This is a genomic window from Sporolactobacillus putidus (genome assembly GCF_014647035.1).
Classification (GTDB): domain Bacteria; phylum Bacillota; class Bacilli; order Bacillales; family Sporolactobacillaceae; genus Sporolactobacillus; species Sporolactobacillus putidus.
The window spans coordinates 148,568-173,892 of record NZ_BMOK01000002.1 but is presented as its reverse complement, the minus strand read 5'-3'; the positions used below and the strand labels follow the sequence as shown (position 1 = coordinate 173,892).

Annotated in this window: 24 protein-coding genes; all 24 read left to right on the top strand. The window is 49.6% G+C overall.

What is annotated here, in order from left to right; translation table 11 throughout:
- Positions 1 to 367 precede the first annotated feature (367 nt).
- The 24 genes from ftsA (at position 368) to IEX81_RS02970 (ending at position 25,312) form a co-directional block, all read left to right on the top strand.
- Positions 368 to 1,651, top strand: a complete 1,284-nt coding sequence (gene ftsA / locus IEX81_RS03085) for a cell division protein FtsA (protein WP_188801596.1) — start codon at positions 368 to 370, stop codon at positions 1,649 to 1,651.
- Between the two features lie 37 nt (positions 1,652 to 1,688).
- A complete protein-coding gene (gene ftsZ, locus IEX81_RS03080; protein ID WP_188801595.1) occupies positions 1,689 to 2,885 on the top strand; it encodes a cell division protein FtsZ in 1,197 nt (398 codons plus the stop codon).
- Positions 2,886 to 3,136: 251 nt separating this feature from the next.
- Positions 3,137 to 4,060, top strand: coding sequence for a sigma-E processing peptidase SpoIIGA (spoIIGA, locus tag IEX81_RS03075; RefSeq protein WP_188801594.1), 924 nt, complete (start codon positions 3,137 to 3,139; stop codon positions 4,058 to 4,060).
- Positions 4,061 to 4,093: 33 nt separating this feature from the next.
- Positions 4,094 to 4,804 carry an RNA polymerase sporulation sigma factor SigE gene (sigE, locus tag IEX81_RS03070; RefSeq protein WP_188801593.1) on the top strand — a complete coding sequence of 237 codons (711 nt, stop codon included), beginning with the start codon at positions 4,094 to 4,096 and terminating at the stop codon, positions 4,802 to 4,804.
- A gap of 106 nt (positions 4,805 to 4,910) precedes the next feature.
- Positions 4,911 to 5,690 carry an RNA polymerase sporulation sigma factor SigG gene (gene sigG / locus IEX81_RS03065; protein WP_188801592.1) on the top strand — a complete coding sequence of 260 codons (780 nt, stop codon included), beginning with the start codon at positions 4,911 to 4,913 and terminating at the stop codon, positions 5,688 to 5,690.
- Between the two features lie 180 nt (positions 5,691 to 5,870).
- Positions 5,871 to 6,347 (top strand): hypothetical protein, encoded by a 477-nt coding sequence (locus IEX81_RS03060; RefSeq protein ID WP_188801591.1) that lies wholly within the window; start codon positions 5,871 to 5,873, stop codon positions 6,345 to 6,347.
- A 316-nt stretch (positions 6,348 to 6,663) separates the two neighbouring features.
- Positions 6,664 to 6,933: a YlmC/YmxH family sporulation protein gene (locus IEX81_RS03055; RefSeq protein WP_188801590.1), complete on the top strand. Its 270-nt coding sequence runs from the start codon at positions 6,664 to 6,666 to the stop codon at positions 6,931 to 6,933.
- A 78-nt stretch (positions 6,934 to 7,011) separates the two neighbouring features.
- Complete coding sequence (gene pgeF, locus IEX81_RS03050; RefSeq protein WP_229727442.1) at positions 7,012 to 7,854, top strand: peptidoglycan editing factor PgeF; 843 nt, start codon at positions 7,012 to 7,014, stop codon at positions 7,852 to 7,854.
- Positions 7,851 to 8,543: a YggS family pyridoxal phosphate-dependent enzyme gene (locus IEX81_RS03045; protein ID WP_188801589.1), complete on the top strand. Its 693-nt coding sequence runs from the start codon at positions 7,851 to 7,853 to the stop codon at positions 8,541 to 8,543. The genes pgeF and IEX81_RS03045 overlap by 4 nt, the downstream gene beginning before the upstream one ends.
- Positions 8,544 to 8,548: 5 nt before the next feature.
- Positions 8,549 to 8,989: a cell division protein SepF gene (locus tag IEX81_RS03040; RefSeq protein WP_188801588.1), complete on the top strand. Its 441-nt coding sequence runs from the start codon at positions 8,549 to 8,551 to the stop codon at positions 8,987 to 8,989.
- Positions 8,990 to 9,012: 23 nt separating this feature from the next.
- The gene (locus IEX81_RS03035) at positions 9,013 to 9,279 is read left to right on the top strand and encodes a YggT family protein (protein ID WP_229727461.1); all 267 of its coding nucleotides are present in this window, start codon (positions 9,013 to 9,015) and stop codon (positions 9,277 to 9,279) included.
- Positions 9,280 to 9,285: 6 nt separating this feature from the next.
- Entirely contained in the window at positions 9,286 to 10,059 is a 774-nt protein-coding gene (locus IEX81_RS03030) for a YlmH family RNA-binding protein (protein ID WP_188801587.1), read from the top strand.
- Between the two features lie 45 nt (positions 10,060 to 10,104).
- A complete protein-coding gene (locus IEX81_RS03025; protein WP_188801586.1) occupies positions 10,105 to 10,626 on the top strand; it encodes a DivIVA domain-containing protein in 522 nt (173 codons plus the stop codon).
- A gap of 363 nt (positions 10,627 to 10,989) precedes the next feature.
- Positions 10,990 to 13,767, top strand: coding sequence for an isoleucine--tRNA ligase (ileS, locus tag IEX81_RS03020; RefSeq protein WP_188801585.1), 2,778 nt, complete (start codon positions 10,990 to 10,992; stop codon positions 13,765 to 13,767).
- Positions 13,768 to 13,886: 119 nt separating this feature from the next.
- Entirely contained in the window at positions 13,887 to 14,567 is a 681-nt protein-coding gene (locus tag IEX81_RS03015; RefSeq protein ID WP_229727441.1) for a TraR/DksA C4-type zinc finger protein, read from the top strand.
- Positions 14,568 to 14,764: 197 nt separating this feature from the next.
- Positions 14,765 to 15,220 (top strand): signal peptidase II, encoded by a 456-nt coding sequence (gene lspA, locus IEX81_RS03010; RefSeq protein WP_188801584.1) that lies wholly within the window; start codon positions 14,765 to 14,767, stop codon positions 15,218 to 15,220.
- Positions 15,221 to 15,223: 3 nt separating this feature from the next.
- Positions 15,224 to 16,144 (top strand): RluA family pseudouridine synthase, encoded by a 921-nt coding sequence (locus tag IEX81_RS03005; protein WP_188801583.1) that lies wholly within the window; start codon positions 15,224 to 15,226, stop codon positions 16,142 to 16,144.
- Between the two features lie 205 nt (positions 16,145 to 16,349).
- On the top strand, positions 16,350 to 16,889 hold the full coding sequence (pyrR, locus tag IEX81_RS03000; protein WP_308424060.1) for a bifunctional pyr operon transcriptional regulator/uracil phosphoribosyltransferase PyrR: 540 nt from the start codon (positions 16,350 to 16,352) through the stop codon (positions 16,887 to 16,889).
- Positions 16,890 to 17,087: 198 nt separating this feature from the next.
- Positions 17,088 to 18,014 (top strand): aspartate carbamoyltransferase catalytic subunit, encoded by a 927-nt coding sequence (locus IEX81_RS02995; protein ID WP_188801581.1) that lies wholly within the window; start codon positions 17,088 to 17,090, stop codon positions 18,012 to 18,014.
- Positions 17,989 to 19,275, top strand: coding sequence for a dihydroorotase (pyrC, locus tag IEX81_RS02990; protein ID WP_188801580.1), 1,287 nt, complete (start codon positions 17,989 to 17,991; stop codon positions 19,273 to 19,275). Before IEX81_RS02995 ends, pyrC begins: the two co-directional genes overlap by 26 nt.
- Positions 19,272 to 20,363: a carbamoyl phosphate synthase small subunit gene (locus tag IEX81_RS02985; RefSeq protein ID WP_188801579.1), complete on the top strand. Its 1,092-nt coding sequence runs from the start codon at positions 19,272 to 19,274 to the stop codon at positions 20,361 to 20,363. Before pyrC ends, IEX81_RS02985 begins: the two co-directional genes overlap by 4 nt.
- Positions 20,356 to 23,607: a carbamoyl-phosphate synthase large subunit gene (gene carB, locus IEX81_RS02980; RefSeq protein WP_188801578.1), complete on the top strand. Its 3,252-nt coding sequence runs from the start codon at positions 20,356 to 20,358 to the stop codon at positions 23,605 to 23,607. Before IEX81_RS02985 ends, carB begins: the two co-directional genes overlap by 8 nt.
- Positions 23,604 to 24,380 carry a dihydroorotate dehydrogenase electron transfer subunit gene (locus IEX81_RS02975; RefSeq protein ID WP_188801577.1) on the top strand — a complete coding sequence of 259 codons (777 nt, stop codon included), beginning with the start codon at positions 23,604 to 23,606 and terminating at the stop codon, positions 24,378 to 24,380. Before carB ends, IEX81_RS02975 begins: the two co-directional genes overlap by 4 nt.
- Positions 24,374 to 25,312, top strand: coding sequence for a dihydroorotate dehydrogenase (locus IEX81_RS02970; RefSeq protein WP_188801576.1), 939 nt, complete (start codon positions 24,374 to 24,376; stop codon positions 25,310 to 25,312). The genes IEX81_RS02975 and IEX81_RS02970 overlap by 7 nt, the downstream gene beginning before the upstream one ends.
- Positions 25,313 to 25,325 lie beyond the last annotated feature (13 nt).

Below are 25,325 nucleotides of genomic sequence, written 5' to 3'. Positions count from 1 at the left end.
TCGTAATTATGTCTTTTCTAGTCTGTCAAGTTGGTGTAGACTAAGATTTAGTTCTAGTTTCATCGTTTGTTCTTCTGTATTTAGAGATAAATAGATCGGCTGTCTCTTCATTTTTTTCTCAAGAATGCCGATGAAAACATTTAGAACGGGATATTTTTTGTGCTTTACCAATTAAAATAAAGGGATATGTTCCGTTTTGTAGAATACAAAGATTAAGGCGTGTTTCTATGATCAGGAGCAGAAAGCGTTGGGTTGAAAAATAAAATGAGCCTTTCTTTGTCTTTCAGAAGTCCAGCCATTTATCACTCGATCCAAACATCCCGAAATAGAGGAACAACGGATGCTCAGGTAAAGGGGGTGCCACAGAATGAACAGCGAGGATGTATTTGTTAGCCTTGACATCGGTACGTCCAGTATTAAGGTTGTCATCGGAGAAATGGCCGGCGAATCCCTTAACGTCATTGGTGTTGGCGAATCAATATCGTACGGGATCAGGAAGGGTTCTATTGTTGATATCGATGAAACGGTCCGGTCCATTCAGAAAGCGATCGAACAGGCTGAAAGAATGGTGGGCCTGAATATTAAAAGTGTGATTGTCGGTGTTTCCGGAAACCATATCCAGCTAAGACACTGTCACGGTATTGTTGCAGTGTCCAATGAAAGTCATGAGATTGGTGATGTGGATATCGCTAGAGTGATAGACGCAGCACAAGTCATGTCCATTCCCCCTGAACGGGAAATCATCGATGTCATACCGGAACAGTTCATTGTCGACGGTGTGGATGAAATCCATGATCCAAGAGGAATGATCGGGGTAAGACTTGAGATGGAAGGAACGCTCATCACAGGATCTAAAACCGTTCTTCATAATCTGTTGCGCTGCGTGGAAAAGGCGGGACTCATGATCTCGGATGTCTGCCTGCAGACGCTTGCTCTCAGTTCGGTCGCGCTGTCTAAAGATGAAAAAAATCTTGGCGTTGCACTCATCGACATTGGCGGAGGAGCGACAAGTGTCGCTGTTTTTGATCAGGGGTCTTTGCTTTCCACTTTTGAACTTCCTATCGGAGGCAATCATATTACAAAGGATATATCGATTATCCAGCGTATTCCGATGGATGAGGCGGAACAGCTGAAGATCCAGCATGGTACGGCCTTTGTCGGGATCGCCTCGGATGAGGATACTTTTACGGCTTCCCAGATCGGCAGCGCAAAAAAACAGATGTTCAATCAGGAAGAGCTTGCGGAGATTATTGAAGCAAGGATGGCGGAAATTTTCGATATTGTCCGTGAAGAGCTTCGGAGAATCGGCGTTTATGATCTTCCGGGCGGTTTTGTGCTGACCGGCGGAGTAACAGCAATGCCGGGGGTGCTGGATCTTGCAGTAAATAAACTGGCATCCAATGTCCGTATTGCTGCGCCTGATTATATCGGTGTCCGTGAACCGAAGTATACGGCCTGCATTGGTCTCATCCAGTTCGCCTATCACAACGTCAAAATTCAGGGCAAAGAAGTAGCGGCTGCCATTGCTCCCGAACGCTATGAAGCTGAGCCGAAACAACGAAAGCAGAAACAGAAGATAAATATGGATCGGAGCGACCATGAAGGTGTAACAGCCAAAGTGAAAAACTGGTTCAATTTATTCTTCGACTAATCGGGTGGCGGAATCATTATATGGGAGGAAATGAACAATGTATGAGAACGATGTGGAGATGGAACGCCTCGCAAAAATAAAAGTGATCGGTGTTGGAGGCGGTGGAAATAACGCGGTCAACAGGATGATCGAGAGCGGCATCCAGGGTGTTGATTTCGTGTGCGCTAACACAGACGCGCAGGCGCTCAAATTGTCGAAGGCCGGGGTCAAGCTGCAGCTTGGGGAAAAGCTGACCCGCGGGCTTGGCGCAGGCGCGAACCCTGACGTCGGCAAAAAGGCGGCTGAAGAAAGCCGGGATCAGGTCGAAGAAATTCTGAAGGGCGCCGATATGGTGTTTGTAACGGCCGGCATGGGTGGCGGAACAGGAACAGGCGCTGCACCGGTCATTGCCGAGATTGCAAAAGATGTCGGCGCGCTGACCGTCGGAGTGGTTACCCGCCCGTTTACTTTTGAAGGCAGGAAGCGAGCGAAGCAGGCCTCAAACGGAATCGCGACCCTTAAGGAAAAAGTGGACACATTGATCGTGATTCCTAATGACCGTCTGCTGGAAATCGTCGATAAAAATACACCGATGCTTGACGCATTCAGAGAAGCGGACAACGTCCTCAGGCAAGGCGTTCAGGGCATATCTGACCTGATCGCCGTCCCGGGTCTGATCAATCTCGATTTTGCCGATGTCAAAACGATCATGACCGAAGGCGGCTCGGCACTGATGGCGATCGGCATTGCTTCGGGCGAAAATAGAGCCGCGGAAGCAGCAAAAAAAGCGATATCCAGTCCGCTTCTGGAAAAATCAATAGACGGCGCGAGAGGCGTGCTGATGAATATCACAGGCGGAAACAACCTCAGCCTGTATGAAGTGAATGAAGCAGCGGATATTGTGGCCACTGCGGCTGATGAAGAAGTCAACATGATCTTCGGTTCTGTCATCAGCGAAGAACTGGAAGACGAAATCGTTGTCACCGTGATCGCGACAGGTTTTCAGGAAGAAGTACTGGAACACCAGCAGATCAAACCTGAACAGGAGGCCTATCTTGGCCGGCGGCAGGCTGCAAGCACGGGTTCCGGCACGGAAAAAAAGGCCGGCGGCAATGGCTTGAAACATGAGATCCGCCGTGAAGAAGGACCGATTCACCCGAAACAGGCGGTACACAGATCCCATAGTCTCGTTGAGGATGAAGAGACATTGGACATTCCGACTTTCCTCCGTAATCGGAGAAGTAAAAACCAATAACAACCGAAAACTCAGGATAAGTTTTATCCAGGACAACTGGACAAATTCTCTCAAAAATGATTGTTCCACGCGATTTTTTTTTGCAGGCTCCGGAATGATGATTCTTGCAATCATCATGTTCCGGAGCTTTATTTTGTCTCCGGGAGTGACAAAAAGAGCCAAAATAACAGGGAAAATCCTGCCAAGGAATGACAGACTTTCATGGATAAAGGCCCGTATACTATTCCTAAACATGCAAAGAAGGTGGGAGCTTGGTTCTTTATCTCGATGCGGTCTGGCTTCTTAATCTGCTGATCGATGCCAGTTTGCTGCAATTGACGGCACTCATGCTAAAGCGGAGGACAAATCGGATTCGTTTCTGGCTCGGCGCGTTCACGGCATCGTCCATAGTGCTGATCCTATTCACACCTCTTGCTTTTCTTGTCGACCATCCCTTAGGCAAGTTTCTTTTTTCCCTGTTCATCATATTCGTCACATTTGGATTCCGCCGGCTATCCGTTTTTGTTCAGAATCTTGCAGCCTTTTACTTCCTGGCATTTGGGATCGGGGGAGGGCTTTTCGCCCTGCATTATTTTTTTCAGAGCGATTCATTTTATGCGAACAGCCGATTCTTAACAACACTGAACTATGGGGACCCGATCAGCTGGATCGTGATTGTCACGGGTTTTCCTTTTCTTTGGTTCTTCTCCAAAAAAAGGATCGATCAGACCGTGGTCAGAAAATGGCAAAGCTCTACGGGCGCGGAACTCATCATTCAAATGCATAATTTGACGATTAAAGCGAAAGCCATCATTGACAGCGGCAATAAGCTTTATGAGCCACTGACAAGATTCCCGGTCATGTTTCTGAGCAGGGATGCATGCAAGGATGCGCTCCCCTCCGCACTTTTTCAAACAGCGTCTGATCCGGAAAGTATGCTTATCCGGGAAGATTTGCCGGATGACTTGAAAAACCGTCTCGCTCTGATTCCGTTCATGGCGGTTGACGGCAGCAGGCAGTTTACGGCGGCCATTAGGCCGGATCAAGTTCTGATTATGCACGAAGGGAAACTGATTGAGTGCAGGAAAGTATATGTGGCACTGACGGAGCACACTCTGAGCTCATCAGGTGATTTTGACAGTATTCTTCACCCGGACATGCTGCTTCACGGAAAAGTGATTGAACCGGCATCCTGACAGAGGGGGCCGCAATCAAGGAGGAATGGTCGAATGAAAACTTTTTTTCGAAAAATGTGGTACCGGATTCTTGTTAAACTCCATATAAAGCCTGAAGAAATTTATTATATCGGGGGAAGTGACGGGCTTCCCTCTCCGCTTTCGAAAGAAGAAGAGGCGGAACTGATGAAAAAACTCCCATCCGGCGATAAAAAAGTTCGTGCCACACTGATCGAGCGTAATCTGAGACTCGTGGTGTACATCGCGCGAAAATTTGACAATACGCGGATTAATATCGAGGATCTGATCAGCATCGGAACAATTGGTTTGATTAAAGCCGTTAATACTTTTAATCCCGAGAAGAAGATCAAGCTGGCGACTTATGCATCTCGCTGCATTGAAAACGAAATTCTGATGTACCTGCGGAGAAATAATCGGACACGAACCGAGGTTTCGCTTGATGAACCGCTGAACGTAGACTGGGACGGCAACGAATTGCTGCTGTCGGATGTGCTGGGTACGGCGGTCGACATAACAACAAAGGACATGGAGCGAAAAGTGGACCGCTCGCTCCTGCAAAGAGCGATGCTGATGCTAAGCGACAGGGAAAAAGAAATCATGACCCTTCGTTTCGGGCTTGCAGGCGGAAAAGAAAAGACGCAGAAGGATGTCGCCGATCAGCTTGGCATTTCGCAATCTTATATTTCAAGGCTTGAAAAGCGGATTATTAAGCGGTTGAAAAAAGAATTCAGCAAAATGGCTTAGCCTCTCAGGCTAAAAAAACGCAAGGGAATTGCCGTGCATAAAAAGACACCCGAAGGAGATACTTGACGTTATAGAAAGCTCCGATTATGTGGGGAGGTCATCCTTTATGGCACGGCACAAAGTAGAAATCTGCGGGGTGGACACAGCGAAGCTCCCTGTCCTGACTAACGTAGAAATGCGTAAGTTATTTACAGAACTTCAGTCGGGGACGTCCGAGGCGAGAGAAAAGCTCGTAAACGGTAATCTCCGGCTTGTGCTTAGTGTGATTCAGCGTTTTAATCACCGCGGCGAGTCTGTGGACGATTTATTTCAGGTCGGCTGTATTGGACTGATGAAATCGATTGATAACTTTGATTTAAGTCAGAATGTCCGTTTTTCAACTTACGCCGTTCCTATGATCATTGGTGAAATCCGCCGGTATTTAAGAGACAACAATCCGATCCGGGTATCGCGTTCTTTACGTGACATGGCCTACAAGGCGCTGCAAGCCAAAGAGCGCTATATTGCCAGGCATTCCAAGGAACCTTCAGCCTCTGAGCTGGCGAAGATGCTTGATCTGCCTGTCGAGGATGTCGTTTTTGCGATGGACGCAATCCAGGATCCCGTCTCTCTTTTCGAACCGATCTACAGTGACGGCGGCGATCCGATTTTCATCATGGATCAGATCAGCGATGAAAAACATAAGGACAGAGAATGGGTGGACAAGATAGCACTTAAAGAAGCCATGAGCAAATTGCATGACCGGGAAAAGAAAATTGTCGCCATGCGCTTTTTTTATGGAAAGACCCAGATGGAAGTGGCTCAGGAGATCGGCATTTCTCAGGCGCAGGTCTCCCGGCTTGAGAAAATGGCAATCAAAGAAATGAATCAGGACATCGGCCCTTGAAGGATGTCTTATAAAACAGTGATCCCGCGCTTGCTGCAGCAAGCGCTTTTTTCATTGTAAGAGCGTAGAAAATTTTTGTAAGTATTCCTTTAACAATACAGATGAAATAATCTGTAGAATGTTTTATTTCTCTGTATTAAAGGTCGATAATTTTTGAATTCAGGGCGGTTCTTCCCTATCATGGGGTTCAGCGGAATATATCGCTCTTCGCAAGAAAATATCGCCGCTCAGCGGAATATATCGCTCTTCGCAAGCAAATATCGCCGTTCAGCGGAATATATCGCTCTTCGCAGGAAAATATCGCTGCTCAGCGGAATATATCGCTCTTCGCAAGCAAATATCGCCGCTCAGCGGAATATATCGCTCTTCACAAGAAAATATCGCTACTCAGCGGAATATATCGCTCTTCGCAAGCAAATATCGCCGTTCAGCAGGATATATCGCTTTTCGCCAGAAAATATCGCTGCTCAGCGGAATATATCGCTCTTCGCCAGAAAATATCGCCGTTCAGCGGAATATATCGCTCTTCGCAAGCAAATATCGCCGCTCAGCAGGATATATCGCTCTTCACAAGCAAATATCGCCGCTCAGCGGAATATATCGCTCTTCGCAAGCAAATATCGCTGCTCAGCGGAATATATCGCTCTTTGCCGGTAATCTTTGCGTTCGAAATAATTTTTCCGATTCCCTATGGGCTTAAGGCGGTTGAGAAACTTTTCTATCACCTGCGTACCGGCAGTAACACAGACAATAATTGATCATGAGCTAACGGAATAATCATTAGGATTATAAATTTCGTCTGCGCCAAGGGCTTGGGCAAGCCAAGTTTTTCTAATGTTCGCCGGAAAGATCCTTCCGCTCTGCACTGTTCTGTTTAATGCCCGCCGTTATCATCAAAATCCCGCTTTTATTTTTCACTTCTCAACCCGTCTGCGTCCCCATATATTAGGATAGTGAGAGGGGGGCGGAAATCGTGCCAAGAATTTCGGATTTCCAGACAAAAGAGGTTGTCAATGTAGAGAATGGTAAACGGCTGGGGCATATAGGAGATCTTGATGTCAATTTGTCTTCGGGGAAAATTGAAAACCTGATTATTCCCGGTGCAGGCCGCGTCATGGGCCTTTTTGGGAGAGAAAATGATGTGGTCGTTCCGTGGAGCAACATTGTGCGTATCGGAGCCGATGTCATTCTTGTTCGCTTTTACAATGATAAGGATCCGGCTTCTGGCGGAAAAGAATCATAAATTTGAGCGCCGTTCCGGCGGATATGGTAGAATAAAGGAAAATAATCGTGTCCTTGAATCCGCGAAGAAGGGATGAAAATGATGACTGAACCCTTTTCCATTAAAAAAAAGCTGACTCTAATGATGGAACCGGCTGCTGCAGGGGATAAGGTCATCCTGTCCGGTATTTCAACGCGAACGGGCGGGAGAAGTCGGATCCCTTTTTCTTCGCTGAATCTTGGCCTTCATGTTGGCGACAATCAGGAAAATGTCGTGGAAAACCGCAGGGAGGCTGCCGGAGAGATTGGGTTTCCTCTGGATCACTGGATTTGCGCGGAACAAGTTCATGGCATAAACATCGCCCGCGTGACGGAAGAATTTGCCGGCGCAGGGGCGACAGACCTTGACACCGCCGTTAAAAATGTCGACGGTCTGTTCACGACTGAACCAGGCTTGCTGCTCGCACTCTGCTTTGCGGACTGCGTTCCCGTGTACTTTTACGCTAAACGGCCTGCCACCGTCGGTCTGATGCATTGCGGCTGGCGGGGTACTGTCCGCGGCGGAGCTGCCAAAATGGTTGAAACACTGTGCGGGACACTTGGCCTTTTGCCGGAGGACGTTTACGCGGTCATCGGTCCGGCGATCAGCGGCGCGGACTATGAAGTGGATCAGACGGTCGCCGGCGAAGTGTCAAAACTCGATCGCCAGATCTGGGGCGGCGCGGTCAAGCCGCACGGAGACCAGCATTATTTGCTTGATCTTCAGGCGTTGAACCGGGCTATTCTGATTAAGGCGGGTGTTCCTGAAGAACAGATTCAGGTAACCGGATACACTACCAGCGTTTTTCCGGAACTTTTTTATTCATATCGGAGAGATCAAGGGCGCACAGGACGTATGATGGGATTTATCGGCATGAAGAACGAAGGAGAAGGTATAAGTTGACAGTTGCGGAAAATCTTCGTATAGTAAATGAAAAAATTCAAGAGGCTTGCAGAAAATCGGGCCGCAGTCCGGAAGAGGTGACCGTGATTGCGGTAACGAAATATGTCGGAATCGAACGGGTGAGGGAAGCGGTCGGATGCGGACTGTTAAATCTGGCCGAGAACCGTAAAGAAGGATTGCTCGAAAAGCAGAGCGCAATACATGATGACCGGATCGTCTGGCATCTTATCGGAACGCTTCAGACAAGAAAAGTGAAAGATGTCGTTGGCCGTATCGACTATTTTCACGCCCTTGACCGTTTGAAACTGGCTGCTGAACTCAATAAGCGAATCGAAAGCGGTAAATTGAAATGTTTTATTGAGATGAATCTTTCGGGTGAAGAATCAAAACACGGCATCGGGGAAGACGAGCTGGATTCTTTTATTAATGAGCTAAGGGTCTTTGAACATATTCAGGTGGTCGGCCTAATGACGATGGCGCCGAATACAGAAGACACGGAACGGATCAGGACTGTGTTCCGGGGCCTTCGCCTGTGCCGCGACCGGATCAGAAATCGTTGTCTCGACTATGCACCATGCACGGAGCTTTCGATGGGCATGTCCCATGATTTCCAAATTGCGATTGAAGAGGGAGCAACATTTGTCAGAATAGGAACCTCGCTTGTTGGAAATGAATGGAAAGGGAGCTAAAGAAAATGGGGCTCAAAACGACTTTCAGACGCTTTTTTGATCTCGAAGAAACTGTGGAACCATCGGAGGAAAGCGCCTATTCTAGAAATGAGGACGCTGTTAAAGTGCCTGCGGGCGCCGACAAACGAACAGTTGAAAAGGGAGGCAGAATTGTCGCCATTCAGAATGTTCGCCAGCAGGACAAGGTTGTTCTGGTCGAGCCGAAGTCATTTGAAGAGGTTGAAGGCGTGGTCGGCCATCTGAAGAACAAGCGTACGGTGATCTGCAACTTGCAGAGTGTGACAAGAGGCGAGGGGCAGCGAATCCTCGATTTTATGGGCGGCACTGTTTTTGCCCTGGACGGGCAGATTCGAAAAATAGGGAAGGATACTTTTCTATTTGCACCGGATTATGTCGACATATCAGGGATCATTAACGACTGGCAAGATAACGGACAATCTTTCTGACTGGATTAAGCGAGGTGAATGTATTGTACTTGATTGCAGATATTCTGGCGAGGATAGTTGGTGTTTATTCGTGGATTTTAGTGATCTATATTTTGATGTCATGGCTGCCGAGTGTTCAGGATTCCCAGATCGGCCGGCTGTTTGCAAGGGTGTGCGAACCGTTTCTTTCTCCTTTTCGGAGGATCATTCCGCCGATCGGCGGCGTTATTGACATTTCTCCCATTATCGCATTTTTTGTACTTCAGTTGGCGACGAGAGGCATTTATCAGATTGCCTTATTATTCGGGTGATTCTGCATGTCCGTTTACGAACATTTCCGCCGCGAAGAGCGGCCGATTATTGATCATTTCCTGGATATGAAGGATCAGGTTTCCAGGTACTATGTATCAAAACTGACCGATTTTCTCGATCCGCGCCAGCAGAAAATTCTGCGGTCGGTCATGGGCGGGGATCAAGAGACCACGCTTTCCTTGTCGGGAGGCTATGCTGAGGCGGAGCGTAAGAGAGCGCTGATTCTTCCGCCGTACAGCGAAGTGCAGGATCAGGATTTCGAACTGTCATGCATTGAGGTGGACTACCCTGCCCGGTTTGCGGATCTATCACATGCTCAGTTGCTCGGAGCGTTGCTCGGAACCGGCATTGTCAGAAGCAAACTGGGTGATCTGATTGTTTCGGACGGGCGGATTCAGTTCATTGCCGCAAGGGAAGTTGAAAATTTTCTGCTGATGAATCTGACGTCTGTCGGAAAAACAGGGGTGATCTGCCGAAAAATTGATCAGACATCACTGATACATAGCGGAGAGAACTGGCAGGAGCATGAGGGGACGGTTGCTTCCCTCAGACTGGATGCGGTGATGGCGGAAATTTATCATTTGTCCCGCTCTAAAGTTTCTGAACTGGTTGAGCGTGGAATGGCCAAAGTGAACTGGCAAATTGCTGATCGAAGGGATTTTTATATCGAAGACGGAGACACGCTGTCTTTGCGTGGCCACGGACGAAGCAAAATAATCGCAATAGATGGCTTGACAAAAAAGAACAAAATTCGTTTGCGATATGGTAAACTGAAATAAGCATATTTTATACGCGACACTATATTGACTTGGGGGTGAACCGGATTGCCATTGACACCATTGGATATTCACAATAAGGAATTTTCTCGTGGTTTTCGCGGTTACGATGAAGACGAGGTCAACGATTTCCTTGATCAGATCATTAAGGACTATGAAGCCCTGATCAGAGAGAAAAAGGATCTGGAGCAGAAGGTTAAAAGTTCAGAGGAAAAGCTCAGCCATTTTTCAAACATTGAAACAACACTGAATAAGAGCATTCTGGTCGCACAGGAAACGGCTGAAGAAGTGAAACAAAACGCCAAAAAGGAAGCCAAGCTGATTGTGATGGAGGCAAAAAAGAATGCTGACCGGATCATCAACGAAGCACTTGAGAAATCAAGAAAAGTGACGATCAATATTGAAGAACTTAAAAAAGAGGCTAATGTGTACCGCACGCGTTTTCAGATGCTGATTGAGGCGCAGCTCGAACTCCTGAAGAGTGAGGATTGGAAGAATCTTGCTGCGAGTCCGGATCATGAGTCCGAAACGGCAGATCAGGACAATGGTGTCATAAAGACGCAAGCTTGACGCCAGTGCGGCAAATGCATATACTGGTTTTACCAAGTTTTTTGAAAATAATTTTATTGAGCAAGCGATGACGGAGAGAGTACGCAGTGCGGCGAAACCAAGCGAGCCGGGAAACGGTGTGAGCCCGGTGTTTCCAGTGCTGAAGAAAATCACTCCTGAGTTCGGGCCTGAATGGGCGGGGCAGCCCCGTCCGAGTAGGGAAGACGCTTCATTCGCGTTAAGAATGATTCAAGCGGCAGAAACAGAGCGATTCTTTCTGTCATTAGGGTGGTACCGCGGTCCTTCCGTCCCTTTGGGATGGAGGGGCTTTTTTGATACAAAATTTTGCGACTTACTTTCTAGAAAGATGGAGGCGTAATAACATTGGATTATAAAAAAACCTTGCTGATGCCAAAGACGGCTTTTAAAATGCGCGGCAATCTGCCGAACAATGAGCCGGTGATGCAGCAAAAGTGGGATGACGATCACGTCTACGAGCAATCTTTAAAGCGCAACGAGGGTAAACCGAAGTTTATTCTGCACGACGGGCCCCCATACGCCAACGGGAATATTCATATCGGGCATGCCGAGAATAAGGTGTTGAAAGATATCATTAATCGGTTTAAATCCATGTCCGGTTACCAGACCCCTTATGTTCCCGGATGGGATACGCACGGGCTTCCGATCGAACAGCAGCTGGCCAAACAGGGAATCGACCGCAAAAAAATGTCCGTTGCCGAACTGCGCGAGAAATGCAAAGAATATGCGCTCGGTCAGGTTGAACACCAGAAGAAGCAGTTTAAACGCCTTGGCGTTCGCGGCGACTGGGATCATCCTTACCTGACACTTGAAAAGGAATTTGAAGCGGAACAGATCGAAGTCTTTGGCGCCATGGCGAAAAACGGGTATATCTATAAAGATAAAAAAACCGTTTATTGGTCTCCATCCTCGGAATCCGCACTTGCCGAAGCCGAGATTGAATATAAGGATGTTAAATCTTATTCAATCTATGTCGCTTTTCATGTCACTGACGGCAAGGATGTTCTGAAAAAAGACGAAGAAGTGGTGATCTGGACAACCACGCCATGGACGATGCCGGCGAACCTCGCCATTGCGGTCAATCCGAAATTCGACTACAGCGTTGTTCAGGCGGGGAAAAGGAAATTTGTCGTGGCATCGGATCTGGTTGAAACGCTCACCAAGTCGCTGGAGTGGGAGAATCCTGAAGTGCTTCGGACTTTTAACGGAAAAGCGCTCGAAGGTGTGGTCTGCCGCCATCCGTTTTATGACCGCGATTCGTTACTGATTTTAGGCGATCACGTGACACTTGATGCCGGAACCGGCTGTGTCCACACAGCGCCGGGTTTTGGCGAAGATGACTTTAACGTTGGCAAAAAATATGGTCTCGAGATTCTTTGCCCTGTGGATGATCGCGGCTGTATGACGGACGAAGCACCGGGTTTTGAAGGCCTGTTCTATGAAAAGACTAATGAACCGGTCATCGAGAAACTGAAGGAAGTTCACGCGCTGTTGAAATCCGGAACCTTTACCCACTCGTATCCGCATGATTGGCGTACGAAAAAACCGGTCATCTGGCGGGCGACGAAGCAGTGGTTTGCTTCAATCAAGGCGTTTCGTGAAGATATTTTAAAAGCGATTCATGAAGTCAGGTGGATTCCTTCTTGGGGCGACGTCCGAATGACGAACATGATTAAGGATCGCGAAGACTGGTGCATTTCACGCCAGCGTGCCTGGGGCGTCCCGATTCCGGTTTTTTACGGTGAAGACGGCGAGCCGATCATCACCGATGAAACGATCCATCACGTTGCTGAATTGTTCCGCAAACATGGATCGAACATCTGGTTCCAGTGGGATGCGAAAGATTTGCTTCCCGAAGGTTTTGCTTCTGAGCACAGCCCGAATGGAACGTTCAAAAAAGAGACGGACATTATGGATGTCTGGTTTGATTCCGGCTCGACTCATCAAGGGGTGCTGACGACCCGCCCGGAGCTGCGCCGGCCCGCGGATATGTATCTTGAAGGTTCCGACCAATATCGCGGCTGGTTCAATTCCTCACTGGCAACAGCGGTTGCGGTCACGGGACATGCGCCGTACAAGCAAGTGCTCAGCCATGGATTCACACTCGACGGCCAGGGCTTGAAAATGAGCAAGTCCGTCGGTAATGTCATTGACCCGATGAAAGTGATGAAACAGTTCGGTGCCGACATTATCCGGCTCTGGGTCACTTCCGTCGACTATCAGGCGGACGCCAGGGTCTCTAATGACATCCTTGCACAAGTGGCGGAAGTTTACCGTAAAATCCGCAATACGGTCCGTTTCATGCTTGGCAATCTGAGTGATTTTGATCCGAAAAATGCAGTTGCTATTGAGGATATGCCGGAACTGGAACAATTCATGCTCGTCAAGCTCAACGAATTGGTCGACACGTGCCTGAAAGGTTACAACGATTACCAGTTCCTCAATGTCTATAAGGCGCTGCAAAATTACTGTACGACGGATCTGAGCGCCTTTTACATGGACATCGTGAAAGACGCGCTTTATGTCCAGCCAAAAGCCGGTCTTGCACGTCGGTCGGCTCAGACGGTGCTTTATAAAACGGCGGTTGCCATTACTAAATTGCTCTCGCCGATCATCCCTCATACGGCCGAAGAAATCTGGCAGTTCATCCCGGGCGCGGCGCAGGTTTCCGACTACGTTCAGCTGACCGACATGCCTGAAAAGGATGAAGTTCGAAACGCAGAAGCGCTTGAGAAGAAATGGGAAAAGATTCTTGCGGTTCGTGTCGACGTGCTGAAATCGCTGGAGAAGGCCCGGGATGCCAAGCTGATCGGCAAATCGCTTGAAGCGTCGGTTGCGTTGTACCTGCCTGAGGACATGAAATGGTTGAAAGAACAGCCTGCACTGGATAAACTGTTCATTGTCTCCCATGTTGACTGCTTTGAAGGACAGAATTCTGTCCCTGAATCAGCGGATCGCTATGCATTGGAAGCTGTAAATGTCAGCCGTGCTGAAGGAGAAAAATGCGAACGCTGCTGGGCAATCCTGCCGACGGTTGGACAGGATCCCGAACATCCGACTTTGTGCGCTACGTGCTGTGAAACGGTTAAACATGATTACGCGGGTGTCAGCCTGGACAACTAACTGACCGAATGGCCCGCTGCAAAAGAAAAATTTTTCCTTAAGGCGTAATTATTTCGCCGTCTGAAAATGCTCCCTTTATTCCACACTAAGTATGTGCACGGAATAAAGGGGGTTTTTATTTGTTTGGCTATCAAGGGATAAAAAAGCAGCTGCTCAAACGCAAAGAGATGATTGAGAAGAAAATGAAGAACGACATGGAGACCGCCAAAGAGTTAGGCTCGGTTTCCGATATAGCGTCGGGAGAGCTTTCTGCTTATGACAACCATCCGGCGGAATCCGCGACACAGCTTTATGAACGGGAAAAAGATCTGGCTTTTAGCAAACGTTTGCGGGATGAATGGAACGACATTAATGACGCACTGGAAAAAATGGAAAAGGGCACGTATGGCATTGATGAAAAAACGGGGGGTAAAATTCCGCTTGCACGCTTGAAAGCCCTCCCCACAGCAAGAACCGCGGTTGAGAATGCGCCGCCGAAACACAGCCGGAAGGAACGTCCGGTAGAAGAATCGGTGATCGCCGATTCCGGACGAACGGGGTTCACTGCTGATGATCACAGCGGATTTGATGAACAGAACGCCTTTGATCTGGTCTCAAGGTACAACGATCAGAAGATGATTTACGAAGATACACCTTTCAGTGACGACGAAGAAGGGATCGGTTTCGTCGAAGATGTGGAAGCGATAGCAGCTACGGGTATTGAAGGGTATTCGGGTGACGAGAAAGTCCGATTTTTAAGAAATCAGCATTATGATCATTGGATGGACGGGATCGACGAAATTGATCCCATCGAACGGTAAAAGCGGCGGCGGACAGTATCGTCCGCCGCAATAATACATAATCCGTATTGAAATCGTGCGCCCCTGTTCATATCGGCCGGATCGCCACAAGTTTTATCAGCGAAAGGGATGCCGGGTCAAGGCCAAGTATGCTAAAATGCAGAAAGGACCAAAATCGTTTTTTTCCTAAAGAGAGAAAAAAGCTTGGAGGAATTTAAGTGATCTTTTACATACTCGCAGGAATCATTCTGGCGCTCGATCAGCTATCTAAGTGGATGGTTGTTCATAATATGATTGTCGGAGAGGATTTACCGATTATTCCGCATGTGTTCTATCTGACTTCGCTTCGCAATACGGGGGCTGCCTGGAACATATTGGAAGGACAGTTTGTCTTTTTTTTCATCATTACTGCTATCGTTCTGGGCATCGTCATTTACTACATGCAGAAAGTGGGAAGAAAGCAGCCGCTGCTTGGCACAGCGCTGGCTTTGATTATCGGCGGAACGCTTGGAAATTTTTCCGATAGGCTTTTCAGGGGTGAAGTCGTCGATTTTATACACTTTTACATCATTCACTACAGCTATCCGGTGTTCAACATCGCCGATTCCTCACTTTTCATCGGTGTGGTGCTGATCGTTATTTATCTTTTCGTTGATGGGAGGAAGAAGAATTAAGCAATGGCGGATCTTGAAAAAATTGCGGCTCGGAGCGATGAAGGAAAAAGAGTTGACAAATGGGCTGCCGAACAGCTTGCTTCCGAATCGCGGAGCCGTCTTCAGCAGCTGATTAAAGAAGGGCACATTCAAATTAATGATGTAAGCGTGAAGGCGAATCATCGATTGAAAGAGGGAGACAGGATTACCATTTTTCTGCCGGATCCGGAACCCCTTGACGTTCCGCCGGAAGATCTGCCGCTTGATATTGTTTATGAAGATAATCAGGTTGTTGTTGTCAATAAGCCAAGAGGGATGGTCGTTCATCCGGCGCCCGGCCATATGACCGGCACTCTGGTGAACGCTCTGCTGTTCCATTGCCGTGATCTGTCAGGGATCAACGGCGTGCTGCGCCCGGGTATCGTGCACCGGATCGATAAGGACACCTCGGGTCTGCTAATGGCGGCGAAAACGGACGATGCCCACCGTTCGCTGGCTAAGCAGCTGAAGGACAAGACGACGCGGCGTCTCTATCTGGCCATTGTCCACGGCGAGTTGTCCGATGAGTCCGGGATTATCGATGCACCGATCGGCCGCGATGAAAAAGATCGGAAAAAGATGGCGGTGACGACCCGCAACGGCAAAAAGGCTGTCACGCATTTCAAGGTGCTTGAACGCTTCGCCGGCTATACCTATGTTGCATGCCGTCTGGAGACAGGCCGAACGCATCAGATTCGTGTGCACATGGCCTATATCGGACACCCGCTTGCGGGTGATCCGAAATACGGGCCGAGAAAGACACTGCCTATCAACGGACAGGCGCTTCATGCTGCTGAACTCGGCTTTACCCATCCGGCAACGCATGAATTTATGCTTTTTAAAGCGGCACCGCCGGCCGATTTTCGGCTGCTGCTTGAGAGTCTGCGCCGGTCGGTTTCAAGTTAAACAAAGTGCGGATCCGGCTCATTTTAGTTTGACAATCGAGTAGAATTTTGTCATACTAAATACAGCTGAATGAATTCCTTTTAAATTAGTCCCGAGAGACTAAGAAGGGTGATGAACGCCAATGGTGATTGGTGATAACACAGTCTCTTGCTCTGAAAGGCAAGTTTTTTTTATGGCTGAAAGAGAGCAGCAGGTGAGCTCTGTATTGGAAGAAAAAGAAATCATGAATGAGAAAGCGATGGCGCGGGCACTGACACGACTGGCCCATGAGGTAATCGAGCGCAATGAGGGCGTCTCTTCCGTCATACTAATCGGCATCAGAACCAGAGGAATTTATCTGGCCGACCGGCTGGCTGAACGAATCACCAAAATTGAAAACAGCAAAGTATCTGTTGGAGAGCTCGATATTACCCTTTATCGTGATGATTTGAAGCAGAAGACAGCGGATCCGGAAATTATCGGCAGCCAGATCCCGGTATCTGTTGAAGGAAAAACCGTGATTCTTGTCGATGATGTGCTTTACACAGGACGGACGGCAAGGGCAGCAATGGATGCCCTGATGGACATCGGACGACCGCAGCGTATCCAGCTTGCGGTACTGATTGACCGCGGGCACCGTGAACTGCCGATCCGCCCGGATTACATCGGAAAAAATGTGCCGACGTCGAAAGAAGAAATCATCGCCGTTCAGCTCAAAGAAGTGGACGGAATTGATCGCGTCGTTATTCGGACACGAAACAAATAAAAAAATAGCGTCAGTTAAAGCATCTTTTAAGGACAGTCCGGAGAGACTGATAAAGAGCAGCTTCAGCGCGGAACAGCGGGCATTTTACACCTGAACCTCTTTGTCGGATCTTACCGGCAGAGAGGTTTTTTATTAACATGAAAAACCCGGAGGAGCCTGTGGATAAAACACATACTAAAAAATGGGGAGAATATTGACATGACCAATCTGCTCAGTTTAAACGACTTAAGCGTCGACGAGATTAACGGCATTCTGAATCGTGCGGAACAAATCCTGGAGATGAAGGATCAGGGATGGTTTGACCCGAATCGGACATTGGTTGCCAATCTTTTCTTCGAACCCAGCACAAGAACCCGATTCAGTTTTGAAACAGCGGAAAAAAGGCTTGGATTTCAGGTCCTGAATTTCAGCAGCAAGACAAGCAGCACGCAGAAAGGGGAATCGCTGTACGATACAGTTCGGACGATGCAGGCCATCGGTGCGCGGGCGGTGGTTATCCGCCATCAGAGAGAAGGATACTATCGTGAACTGATGCATGGAATAGACATCCCTGTTCTAAATGCAGGAGACGGTGCGGGAGATCACCCGACCCAGGCCTTACTCGATTTGTTGACGATTCAGCAGGAATTCCTCCTCTTCAAGGGGCTGACCGTCGCCATCATCGGCGATCTCAGATACAGCAGGGTCGCCCGCTCCGATGCAGACGTGCTGTCCCGACTCGGATGCCGGGTGCTTCTTTCCAGTCCTGAAGAGTGGAAAAACGACAGTCTTCCCGGAGAACATGTACCGGTCGATGAGGCTGTGCGGGCCGCCGATGCCGTCATCATGCTGAGAATTCAGCATGAACGGCATGAACAGGCGATGCGGATGACAACGGAAGACTATCACCGCCGATACGGCCTGACGCGCGAACGGGCTTCCGTTATGAAACCAGGCAGCATCATCATGCATCCGGGTCCGGTTAACAGAGGTGTGGAGCTTGACAGTGATCTGGTCGAATCCGACCGCTCGCGCTATTTTAAGCAGATAAGCAATGGTGTGGCCGTGCGAATGGCAAGTCTTGAGTGGGCGCTTCATACAGAAAAGGAGGCCAAAAAAAATGAACGTGTTGCTGAAAAATGGTAAGGCGTTCCTAAACGGTTCGATCCGGAAAGCAGACATTCTGATAAAAGAAGACAAAATAGTAAAAATTGCCGAACATATCGAACCGGAAGAAAACGTTCAGGTGATCCATGCCGACGATAAGCTTGTCTCCCCTGGATTCATTGATGTCCACGTTCACCTCAGAGATCCGGGTCTGGAATATAAGGAGACGATCAAAACGGGATCGAAAGCGGCCGCGCGGGGAGGTTTCACGACCATTTGTGCCATGCCGAACACAAAACCGGTGCCGGATAATACGGAGGCGCTCAAGCTCATCCAAAAACGGATCCGGGAAGAAGCGGTTGTTCATGTGCTTCCGTACGGGGCAATTACGGAAGAGCTGACCAGTGAGCGGCTGACGGACATTGCCGCGCTCAAAAAGATGAATGTGTTCGCACTCTCAGATGACGGGGTCGGCGTTCAGTCAGCACGGGTCATGCTTGAAGCGATGAAAAAGGCCGCGGAAAACGACCTGGCCATTGTCGCCCATTGCGAAGACAACTCGCTGATCTACGGCGGTGTGGTACACGACGGCCCCTTCGCGAGAAAGCGCCGTCTTCCCGGAATACCAAGCGTGTGCGAGTCGGTTCAGATTGCAAGAGACGTTCTGCTTGCCGAAGCCGCCGGCGTTCATTACCACGTCTGCCACGTCAGCACCAAGGAATCGGTCCGTGTCATCCGCGATGCAAAACGTGCGGGCATTCATGTAACTGCGGAGGTCACGCCGCATCACCTGATTCTCTCGGACAGCGACATTCCGGAAATCGATACAAATTACAAGATGAATCCACCTCTGCGTGAACAGGCGGACCGCGAGGCGCTCATCGAAGGCCTTCTTGACGGAACGATCGACGTGATTGCCACCGATCATGCGCCGCATGCTTCCTTTGAAAAAGCGCAGCCGATCGGAAAAGCTCCGTTCGGCATTGTCGGATCCGAGACAGCTTTCCCGCTGCTCTATACCCATCTAGTGGAAACAGGCCGGCTGTCTCTTGTTACACTGCTTGACAAGATGACAGCTAAACCGGCGGAAATATTTGAACTCGGCGCGGGACGTTTGAGAGAAGGAGCAGAGGCGGATATAACAGTTATTGATCTGCAAAAAGAAAAAGCGATTGACGTCAATGAGTTCGCGTCAAAAGGGAAGAACACACCGTTTAACGGCTGGACGTGCAAAGGATGGCCGGAACTGACCATGGTCGGCGGCAGAATTGTTTGTGAAAAAGGAGTGACCGCAGGTTGAAAAGGCAGCTTGTTCTGGAAAACGGGGAAAGTTTTATTGGAGAAGGATTTGGCAGCGATTCGGAAATTAATGGGGAAGTCGTTTTTAATACAGGGATGACGGGTTATCAGGAGGTTCTGACCGACCCCTCTTATTATGGACAGATCGTGACACTGACTTATCCGCTGATCGGAAATTACGGAATCAACCGTTCCGATAATGAATCAGGGCGGCCGAGAATTTCCGGACTGATCGTCAAGGAAGTATCCAAGACACCTTCGCACTGGCAGAAAGATAAAACACTGAGCGACTGGCTTGCCGAGTACGGAGTTCCGGCGATCGAAGGAATTGACACACGCAGGCTGACGAAGATCATAAGAGAGCACGGAACTTTAAGAGGGAGGATTGTTTCGGCGGAAGCAGAAGCGGCAAAAGTAGCAGAAGAACTCAGAAACTGGCCGCTGCCAACCGATCAGATCAGCCATGTTTCGACGAATTCAGCCTATGTGACCCCTGGTTCAGGTCCGCGCATCGTCCTTGTCGATTTCGGGGCAAAGCAGGGCATTCTTCGCGAGTGTATCAGGCGCGGCTGCGATGTCGTCATTGTTCCTTACCGGACAACCGCGAGTGATATTCTGAAGCTTCATCCGGACGGCATTCTGCTCAGCAACGGTCCGGGCGACCCGAAAGATGTTCCTGAAGCGGTCCGGATGGTCGGAGAGATTCTTGGCAAGATCCCGCTTTTCGGTGTGTGCCTCGGCCATCAATTATTCGCGCTGGCCTCAGGTGCAAATACAGTGAAAATGCGATTCGGTCACCGCGGGGTCAATCATCCGGTCCGGGATCTGCACACGGGAAAATTCATGATCACTTCGCAGAACCACGGGTTTACGGTTGAGGAAGAATCCTTGAAAGACACCGAGCTTGAAATCACCCATCTTGCGATCAACGATGGAACGATTGAAGGGTTAAGGCATAAGCGGTACCCTGCGTTCAGCGTTCAGTTTCACCCTGAAGCATCGCCGGGACCGGATGACAGTCAGGGACTTTTTGACGATTTTCTGAAAATGGTCAATGAATATAAGAAAGAAGGTGTCCGGCTTGCCTAAGCGAACAGATATTCATAAAATCCTGGTGATCGGTTCCGGACCGATCATCATCGGTCAGGCAGCCGAATTTGATTATTCAGGCACCCAGGCCTGCCAGTCTCTCAGAGAAGAAGGATTCGAGGTCGTGCTCGTCAATTCCAATCCGGCGACAATCATGACGGATACGGATATTGCCGATCGGGTCTATATCGAGCCGCTGAACGTGGAATTTGTCAGCAAGATCATCCGAAAGGAACATCCGGACGGCCTGCTTGCCACTCTGGGCGGACAGACCGGGCTCAACCTGGCCGTCCAGCTTCATCAGTCCGGCATTCTCGATGAGCTGAATGTTCAGTTTCTCGGAACGAATCTCGAGAGCATTGAGAGAGCAGAGGACCGTGAAAAATTCAGGGAATTGATGATTGAACTCGGCGAGCCGGTTCCACCGAGTGAAACAGTAACCAATCTGGATGAGGCACGCGAATTTGTCCGGAAAATTCATCTCCCGGTTATTATCCGTCCCGCTTTTACATTGGGCGGTACCGGCGGTGGGATTGCCACTACTGAAGAGGAATTCGACACGATCACGGAGAATGGACTCAAGCTGAGCCCGGTTCACCAGGTACTGATTGAGAAGAGTATCGCCGGGTTCAAAGAAATCGAGTTCGAGGTCATGCGGGATGGAAACGACGGCGCCATTTCCGTCTGCCACATGGAGAATATCGATCCGGTCGGTATACACACCGGCGACTCCATTGTTACCGCGCCATGCCAGACGCTGAGCGACCGTGACCTTCAGCGCCTGCGCAGCGTGTCGCTCAGGATTGTCCGCGCCCTGAAAATCGAAGGCGGCTGCAACGTGCAGCTCGCGCTCGATCCGAACAGCGACCAATATTACATTATCGAAGTCAATCCGCGTGTCAGCCGATCCTCCGCGCTTGCTTCAAAAGCGACAGGCTATCCGATTGCCAAAGTTGCCGCGAAAATCGCGGTCGGCTATCATCTCGATGAAATAAAAAATGCGGTCACTGGAACGACCTACGCAAGCTTTGAACCGACACTCGACTATGTGGTGACCAAGATTCCGCGCTGGCCGTTTGACAAGTTCGATGACGCCAAGCGCACATTGGGCACTCAAATGAAGGCGACAGGCGAAGTGCTGGCTATTGGCAGAACGTTTGAAGAGTCGATCCTGAAAGCCGTCCGGTCGCTCGAAAACGGCAGTATGCACCTCGAACTGAAAGAAGCGGCAGACATGACGCTTGTTGATCTCTACGAGAACATCGGAAAAACAGACGATCGAAGACTTTTCTTCATTGCTGAGGCGCTGAGACGGGGATCGACACTTGACAGGCTCTGGGAAATTACAAAAATCAATCGCTTTTTCCTGGAAAAGATTGCCCATATTGTCGCAATAGAAGATCTTCTGAAGGCGCGTCGCCAAGATAAAGCCGCCCTTTTTGAAGCAAAAAGGCACGGTTTTTCCGATGCAAAAATTGCCGATTGCTGGAACATGACGGAAGCAGCCGTTTCCGAATGGCGCAAATCCCAGGGTATACGTCCCGTTTATAAGATGGTCGATACGTGTGCCGGTGAATTTGAATCGGAGACACCCTATTTCTACAGTACCTACGAAGCGGAAAACGAATCTGAAGTTTCAGATCGGGAGAGCGTCGTCGTGCTGGGTTCCGGTCCGATCCGGATCGGCCAGGGCGTCGAATTTGATTATGCGACCGTTCATGCTGTTTGGGCCATAAAACGGCAAGGCTATGAGGCCATTATGATTAACAACAATCCGGAAACCGTGTCGACCGACTTCAGCGTTTCGGATAAACTGTATGTCGAACCGCTGACTCTTGAAGATGTGATGCACGTGATTGATCTGGAGAAACCGAAGGGAGTCGTTGTTCAGTTCGGCGGACAGACGGCGATTAATCTTGCAGCCGGTCTTGCCGCGAACGGGGTTCGGATTCTCGGAACATCGCTTGACGCCATGGATCAGGCGGAAGACCGCGACCGTTTTGAGCAGCTACTTCTGAAACTGGATGTCGACAGGCCGGAAGGTGACACCGCTTTTTCAACGGAAGAAGCTCTAAAGATAGCGGGAAAATTAGGTTATCCCGTCCTCGTTCGCCCGTCCTATGTACTTGGCGGACGCGCCATGGAAATTGTCTATCATGAAAAAGATCTGGTCCATTATATGAACAACGCGGTGCGCATCAATCCGGAGCATCCGGTTCTGATCGACAGATATCTGGTCGGGACTGAAATTGAACTGGACGCCCTGTCAGATGGGAAGGACGTTTACATTCCGGGGATTATGGAGCACATTGAACGGGCCGGTGTCCACTCCGGCGATTCGATTGCTGTTTATCCGACACAGACACTGAGTCAAGAAATTAAAGACCAGATTGTCGATACGGCGATTAAAATAGCCAGAGGTCTTGGCGTGATCGGGCTGCTGAATATCCAGTTTGTGATTCACCGTGACCATGTGTATGTCATCGAGGTTAATCCGCGGGCGAGCCGGACGGTGCCTTTCCTGAGCAAAATTACAGGCGTTCCGATGGCCAATGTCGCCACACAGCTTATTCTCGGCGAGACATTGAATAGACTTGGTTATGGAACAGGCATTCATCCGGAACCGGAGAAGGGTGTCTTCGTCAAAGTGCCGGTTTTCTCCTTCGCTAAACTGCGCCGGGTTGATGTGACGCTCGGACCGGAAATGAAATCGACCGGTGAAGTTATGGGGCAGGATGTGACGCTTGAGAAGGCCTTGTATAAAGGGCTTCTTGCCGGCGGGATGACCATACCGTCCCATGGATCAGTACTGTTCACAATCGCCGACAAGGATAAAGAGGAGGCACTGGCACTCGTCAAGCGTTTCTATGATATTGGCTATAATATCCTGGCTACCGAAGGAACTGCGCAATTGATTGCCGATCGTCATTTGCCTGTGACCGTGGTCAATAAAATCGGCGGAGAGGCGCCGAACCTCCTTGACGTGATCAGACATGGAGGCGCCCAGTTTGTGGTTAATACGCTGACTAAAGGACAGCGACCGGCAAGAGACGGCTTCCGGATCCGCAGAGAGTCGGTCGAGAACGGTGTTGTCTGTCTGACTTCGCTTGATACAACGGAGGCTTTGCTGACCGTACTTGAGTCGCTCGCATTCCGTACAGAATGCATGCCGCAGATGGATGATCGGTCATTGGATGGCCGGCAAAAAAGACAATCAGCGAACGAAGCGGGTGTGATTCAATGAAGCAGGAGGATATGCTGATTACCGGCCATCGCGAAATAGCGGATAACATTTTTGAGCTAAAACTGCAGGGAGATATGGCCGCTGAAGTTTCGCAGCCCGGACAATTCGTCCATATTCGCGTAAGCGGATCGGATTCGATCACCCCGCTGCTCCGCAGACCAATCAGTATCTGTTCGGTCGACAAGAAAGAGAAGGAATTGACGCTGATTTACCGCCGCAGCGGACTGGGAACAGAACGGATGGCACGTGCGGAGAAAGGTTCCCGGCTGGATGCACTCGGCCCACTCGGGCACGGGTTCCCGGTGCCTCAGGAAGATGCCGGAAGCGCACTGATTGTCGGCGGCGGTGTCGGCGTTCCTCCGCTTTACGGATTGTCGCGGGAACTCGTCAAAAAAGGTTTCCGGGTCACACATGTTCTGGGTTTCCGATCAGCAAAAGACGTTTTCTATGAACAAGAGTTTGCCACACTCGGACAAACGATCATTTTGACGGAAGATGGAACAAGCGGTCAAAAAGGCCTTGTCACCGATGTGCTGGACGGCTTGAATTATGAAGCTGCCTTTGCCTGCGGTCCGCTGCCGATGTTGAAGGCTGTGAAAAACAAAGTGACTGGCCGGCCGCTCTACATTTCTTTGGAACAGCGGATGGGCTGCGGAATCGGTGCCTGTCTGGCTTGCGTGGTTCGCGCTTCGGATACAAATGACGGCAAAGGTTACCGTCGTGTCTGCTGCGACGGTCCAGTTTTTAAAGCGGAGGAGGTCGAATTATGCTAGAAGTCCATCTGCCGGGACTCGATTTAAAAAATCCGGTCATGCCGGCGTCCGGCTGCTTTGCCTTTGGTGCGGAATACGGGCGGCTTTACGACTTAAGCAAGCTCGGCGCCATCATCATCAAAGCCGCAACCCTTGAACCGCGTTTCGGTAATCCGACGCCGCGCGTCGCCGAGACGCCGGGTGGCATGCTGAACGCAATCGGTCTGCAGAATCCCGGAGCCGATAAAATTATCAGCCAAGAATTGCCGAGACTTGCCGATTACGATGTCCCGATCATCGCCAACATCGCCGGCAGCGAAATGTCCGACTACGTGGCAACTGCAAAAAAATTATCCGAAAATCCTGTCGTCAAAGCACTCGAACTGAACATCTCCTGTCCGAATGTGAAACACGGCGGGATCATGTTCGGCACGGTTCCTGAAGTAGCGGCTGAACTGACGGCCAAAGTCAAAGCAGTTTCGAAAAAACCTGTCTACGTCAAACTATCGCCCAATGTAACCGATATTGTCGCCATGGCAGAAGCTGTCGAGGCAGCCGGAGCGGACGGCCTGTCCATGATCAACACGCTGCTCGGCATGCGAATTGACCTCAAAACACAGAAACCGGTTCTGGCCAATAAAACGGGCGGATTGAGTGGTCCCGCGATCAAGCCGGTCGCGATCCGGATGGTTTATGAAGTCAGCCAGAAAGTCAAAATCCCGATTATCGGTATGGGCGGCATCCAGAACGCGGATGACGTGATTGAATATTTTCTGGCCGGTGCGAGCGCTGTCGCCATCGGAACGGCGAACTTCGTCGATCCGTTTGTCTGCCCGAAAATTATTGAGCAGCTTCCGAAGAAACTTGAAGCGCTGCACGTGACGGATATTAATGAACTTGTCGGAAGGAGCTGGAGGCCTTGCGTGAAGAAGAACGCATCATCGTTGCGCTAGATTTATCAACGAA

Excerpts from the sequence above, each read along its gene's own strand:
- IEX81_RS03040 (WP_188801588.1), top strand. The coding sequence starts at position 8,549 with ATGGGGCTCAAAACGACTTTCAGACGCTTTTTTGATCTCGAAGAAACT.
- IEX81_RS03060 (WP_188801591.1), top strand. The coding sequence starts at position 5,871 with ATGGGGTTCAGCGGAATATATCGCTCTTCGCAAGAAAATATCGCCGCT.
- IEX81_RS02975 (WP_188801577.1), top strand. The coding sequence starts at position 23,604 with ATGAAGCAGGAGGATATGCTGATTACCGGCCATCGCGAAATAGCGGAT.
- pyrC (WP_188801580.1), top strand. The coding sequence starts at position 17,989 with ATGAACGTGTTGCTGAAAAATGGTAAGGCGTTCCTAAACGGTTCGATC.
- sigG (WP_188801592.1), top strand. The coding sequence starts at position 4,911 with ATGGCACGGCACAAAGTAGAAATCTGCGGGGTGGACACAGCGAAGCTC.
- sigE (WP_188801593.1), top strand. The coding sequence starts at position 4,094 with ATGAAAACTTTTTTTCGAAAAATGTGGTACCGGATTCTTGTTAAACTC.
- pgeF (WP_229727442.1), top strand. The coding sequence starts at position 7,012 with ATGATGACTGAACCCTTTTCCATTAAAAAAAAGCTGACTCTAATGATG.
- IEX81_RS02970 (WP_188801576.1), top strand. The coding sequence starts at position 24,374 with ATGCTAGAAGTCCATCTGCCGGGACTCGATTTAAAAAATCCGGTCATG.
- ftsZ (WP_188801595.1), top strand. The coding sequence starts at position 1,689 with ATGTATGAGAACGATGTGGAGATGGAACGCCTCGCAAAAATAAAAGTG.
- ftsA (WP_188801596.1), top strand. The coding sequence starts at position 368 with ATGAACAGCGAGGATGTATTTGTTAGCCTTGACATCGGTACGTCCAGT.
- IEX81_RS02995 (WP_188801581.1), top strand. The coding sequence starts at position 17,088 with ATGACCAATCTGCTCAGTTTAAACGACTTAAGCGTCGACGAGATTAAC.
- IEX81_RS03030 (WP_188801587.1), top strand. The coding sequence starts at position 9,286 with ATGTCCGTTTACGAACATTTCCGCCGCGAAGAGCGGCCGATTATTGAT.
- IEX81_RS03005 (WP_188801583.1), top strand. The coding sequence starts at position 15,224 with ATGGCGGATCTTGAAAAAATTGCGGCTCGGAGCGATGAAGGAAAAAGA.